The 4,472-nt window shown below is 60.8% G+C and carries 4 protein-coding genes; all 4 read left to right on the top strand.

What is annotated here, in order from left to right; all coding sequences use genetic code 11:
- Positions 1-202 precede the first annotated feature (202 nt).
- The 4 genes from H5U38_06340 to H5U38_06325 all read left to right on the top strand — a co-directional run bounded on the left by H5U38_06340 (position 203) and on the right by H5U38_06325 (position 4,318).
- Positions 203-1,474: a PQQ-like beta-propeller repeat protein gene (locus H5U38_06340; GenBank protein ID MBC7186636.1), complete on the top strand. Its 1,272-nt coding sequence runs from the start codon at positions 203-205 to the stop codon at positions 1,472-1,474.
- Between the two features lie 16 nt (positions 1,475-1,490).
- Positions 1,491-2,663, top strand: a complete 1,173-nt coding sequence (locus H5U38_06335; GenBank protein ID MBC7186635.1) for a T9SS type A sorting domain-containing protein — start codon at positions 1,491-1,493, stop codon at positions 2,661-2,663.
- A gap of 203 nt (positions 2,664-2,866) precedes the next feature.
- On the top strand, positions 2,867-4,150 hold the full coding sequence (locus H5U38_06330) for a PQQ-like beta-propeller repeat protein (GenBank protein ID MBC7186634.1): 1,284 nt from the start codon (positions 2,867-2,869) through the stop codon (positions 4,148-4,150).
- A gap of 18 nt (positions 4,151-4,168) precedes the next feature.
- The gene (locus H5U38_06325) at positions 4,169-4,318 is read left to right on the top strand and encodes a hypothetical protein (GenBank protein ID MBC7186633.1); all 150 of its coding nucleotides are present in this window, start codon (positions 4,169-4,171) and stop codon (positions 4,316-4,318) included.
- Positions 4,319-4,472 lie beyond the last annotated feature (154 nt).

Raw genomic sequence — 4,472 nt, 5'->3', positions numbered from 1 at the left:
TCGCCCTCGGCCTTGAGTATGTAACGTCTTGAGGCAACGCGGAAGGCCCGCACCAATATTGTTTTCATCTTGTGGACGGAGGGTTGAATTAATTAGGTTTTTCAAAAGCGCGAAGGAAATTATTAGTAATGGCCATATCATAGGAATAGAATCAGAGCGCGCTGGGCCTAGAGGCCCACAATGTTGGGGAGGACGGTCTCCCATGAGGGAAACGATAAAGACCAGCTTCGTGCTGGTTCTTGCGCTGGTGCTGCTTGTTCTTTCCTGTGCGCGGGACAAGACGCCGTTAGGTCCTGCTGAGGGCCCCGCGGTCTGCCCGCAACAGGACATCCCCTGGCCCAGTCTGGCCAACAGCCCGTGGCCGGTCATGTGGGGGGACATGCAATGCACGGCCAGGGGCAAGTACCCTGGGCCGCGAATTGGGAGGGTCGTGTGGAGTTTCAGCCAAGAGGGATTGTATGCCGAGGAAGTGGGTGTTGCTATTGCGGAGGATGGGACTCTGTACCTGGCGGCCCCCAACATGCGTGAAGGTATGCGGTGCTATCTCTTTGTATTGGGGCCGGATGGGAGCCTGCGGGCGAGAACCTTTTTCACTGGGCCGGGGGAATGCACCTCCAGTGCCTCCTTATTGGCTCGCGGCAGGGTATTGGCTGTTGATCATGCCGGTGCTATTCACGAGTTCGACATGCAGGGAAATATCCAGGGCCGCCATCAAGGCCCGCATGGCAATGAAGCCGCCGCGCCCGCGGTGGGATTGGACGGGACGGTGTACTTCTACTCGTGGGGCAATTTCTTCTCGGGTGTCGAGCCCAGTGGCCAGGTCAAGTGGAGTAGGCACGTGGGCAGTAGTTCCTATTCCTTGACGCGCTGTTCACTGGCAATGTCGCCGGATGGGCGCTCCTTTTACACTTTGGTGCACGACCACCAATTTGGCGCCTTGTTGACGGCCTTTGATGCTCACACAGGGAGTGTACGATGGCAGGCTACTGCGTCTCCGTATTTTCTGTCACCTCTTGTGGACAACGAGGGAAATGTGTACTGCATAACGTTCAAACAGGGGGCCGACCACTTCGTCGTGCGTTCGTTCACCAGTGGGGGTCAGTTGCGGTGGGCAAGCCCCGCACGAGCGGGGCAGTCGACAAATCTCTGTATGAGTTCTGATGGGTACCTTTTCGCTTACGGCGCCGGAGATTCCCTGCTGTGCATTGATTGCGAGGGCAGAGTGCGCTGGTCTACGCCGATGCTTGGGCGCCCGGAGCTGGCCTCAGAGGGGGGAGTACGCTTGGTGGTGGATTCGGAGGGCGTTGTGTATGCGTGCTATAACTCGCGATACGTGCTGGGCTTCGGCAAGAACGGTACGAGGCTCTTCGTGTGCGAGCTACCAGCTATGCCCTACAATCTGTGTGGCCTGGCCATTTCCTGCACAGGTCAGCTAATTATCGTCGGGGAAGGGTGGGTCTATTGTTTAGAGTAATTGGGAGGTGAGCGGCATGTTTAGAGAGCTAAGGTGCGCCGCTCTGCGGGCTGCGGTAGGAGGGGCTTTGGTGTTGGCCTGGTGGGGTGAAGCCCTGTCGCAACGCACTGCGGAAGTTGACGGCGAGATAATCATGGCTGCTACCGGCCTCACTGGCCAATATGAGCCTTGGACAGTAACGGCTGAGTGCCAGTCCGGTGTGCGGTGGAAGTGGCAAGGAGGGTTGTGCCCGCTCACTACTGACTACGGCCGGGCAGAGGTAGACGGGTATGGCAATGGCGAGTCATGCGGCGGCTTCAGATCCTCAGTGGTGGAGCACGGAGAGCAGACCCTGGCCTTTGGCGAGTATGAATTCACCTTCCACCTGCCGTCTGGTTACCCGGAGATCTCGTTTAGCTTGGACCTCAGGGACGCCGACTGGACAGCGGGTTACACCTGGCCGTACGACATAAGTATCCGCTGGGACGTGCAGGCGGAGCGGCTCGAGAAAACCGTCAGAGGCTCAGGACAAGGATGGTCTGAGCGAACCGAGAGCGCGATCTGGGAAATACTTGACGAGGGGGACCCGAACCAGGAAGCCTTTCAACCCACGCCCCCGCGCAACTTGAGCTGCACCAATGCTGGCCAGACCTGGCAACATCCCCACTTCACCTGGTGCGCCCCGGAGGCCCCTGAGGGGGTCAACTTCACGTACAAGATCTACCGCAAAGCCGAGACGCCCTCCTGGGACGAAGTAGCCTCCGACCTGACGGTCACAGAGTGGACCGACCGCGAGGTGGTAATCAACCCCAGCGGCCGCAGGTACTGGTACCGCGCCACGGCCAATAGCGGGCAGTCCCCGGACTCGGAGCCATCCAATGAGGTCAGCGTCAACGGCTACCTCGGCAAGCCCGTGGCAGAAGGAACCGGGAACTCCGAGCTGGAGGGTGGGCATGTGCGGCTGGGGGTCTACCCCAATCCGTTCAACACTTCTGCCACCATCTCTTACTCGGTGCCCGCGCCTGGGGAGGTCTCGCTCATTCTGTGCGACGTGGAGGGGCGCCAGCTCCGGCGGCTGGTGGAAGCGCATCAGTCTGCCGGGAGCTACCACCTGGCAATGGACGGCGGCGCCCTGCCCTCTGGCGTCTACCTGCTGCGGCTGCTGTGGGGCGGCCAATCGCTGAGCTACAAGGTGCTGCTGGTGAGGTGAGGATGGAATGGCCCAACAGCCCAAAGCCGCCTTGGAGGGCACTACGCAGCCGAGAGCGTCTGCTCCAGTCGGGCGCGGCCCCAAAGGAAATCGCTTGACGGGGGCCAGATTTTTTTTTGAACAAAACGTGAGCGTTCGTCGGCTGACATTAGCCCTCAGAGCACGCTGGGCGTACAGGCCCACAATGTTGGGGAGGACGGCCTATGATGAGGGAAACGATAAAGGCCAGCTTCGTGCTGGTTTTTGCGCTGGTGCTGCTTGTTCTTTCCTGTGCGCGGGACAAGACGCCGTTAGGTCCTGCTGAGGGCCCCGCGGTCTGCCCGCAGCAGGACATCCCCTGGCCCAGTCTGGCCAACAGCCCGTGGCCGATGTACCGGCACGATCCGCAGCTGACCGGGAGGAGCCCATACACAGGCCCACGGCGAGGGAGGATAAGATGGACCTTCACTACCGAGCCCCTTGGGCTCATCTACCCCGGGATAGTGATAGGGCCGGATGGGACAATCTATTTCATGAGTAACTGCGAGAACTTCCCAGGCGGTCAGAGGGGTGCGTTGTACGCGGTTAGCCCGGACGGTGAGCTCCGCTGGCGGTACTATTTCGAGGAAGCCTGGCCGGCGGACACCCCAATTGTATTGGCAGATGGGGGGATCTTGGTGACCAGCCTGCGTCCTTGCATAATTAACCCCGACGGAACGTTGCGGAAGCAGTGGAGTGCCCTCGCCTGGTCACCGATAAACATTGGGGCGGATGGGACGCTGTATTTTGTGGACCCTGAAGGTTACTTGTGCGCGATGACACAGGCGGGCTGTGTGGTGTGGCGGCTTCTCGCGGATGGGGGCTTCACTCGGGAAGGGGTCACTGTATCCCCCAGCGGAGACATGCTCTACGCTTTCACCAACGTGACTCTGAGGTCGCGGGAGAAGCAGAGCCTGTGCGCTGTAGGGCTGGATGGCACGGTCCGTTGGAAGTTCGAGCTTGGTGAAAGCAGGGAGACCTACTCGGCGCCCGTGGTAGATGCACAAGGGTCTGCCATCTTCTGCGCCTTGGGCCCCGACTCTGCGCCAGATAGAGGAGTGACGCTGGTGTCGCGAGAAGGGAGGCTCGTCTGGCGGTACCAGGTTTCAGGTGCGGGGGAGGAGGCCGCTATCGGTCGCCAGGGGGATTTCTTCCTTGAATGTGACCTCGAAGCCACCAGAGCGCTCGTCTGCTTGGACTGCCTAGGACGCCCCCGCTGGGCGTACCCGCTTGGCCGGTATCAGTCCAAGGCCGCGCCGATCTGCGACAGGGAAGGAGTGACTTACCTTTGCAGGGGTGAAGAGGTGATCGCTGTGGGCCCCGCAGGAACTCCGCTATGGAGCGTCCCGCTTGAGGCGGGGATTACTCGCATTGCTGGGCCCGCCATAGGCAGCGATGGAACCCTGTACGTCGGCACAGTCCCGGGCCAGGGTGGCCCCGCATCCGGGAGAATCTACGCGATCGAATGATTCTGCAGGAGGAATGAGATGAAAAAACTATGGAGCTTATCGTTGGCTTTGGTCGGACTTGTGGCGGTAGCTCCAGGCCAACAGCCACAGCGGTTGCCGGTGTTGGAGGTGCACAAGTCTGCCGGGGGCTACCACCTGGCAATGGACGCCGGCGCCCTGCCCTGTTAGGTCTACCTGCTGCGGCTGCTCTGCGGCGGCCAATCGCTGAGCTACAACGTGCTGCTGGTGAGGTGAGGACGGAATAGCCCGGCAGCCCAAAGCCGCCTTGGAGGGCACTACGCAGCCGAGAGCGTCTGCTCCAGTCGCGCGCGGCGCCAAAAGA

It is taken from the genome of Calditrichota bacterium (assembly GCA_014359355.1).
Lineage (GTDB): Bacteria > Zhuqueibacterota > Zhuqueibacteria > JANLFK01 > Oleimicrobiaceae > Oleimicrobium.
The sequence above is the reverse complement of the archived record's forward strand: the minus strand, read 5'-3'. Positions and strand labels throughout refer to the sequence as shown.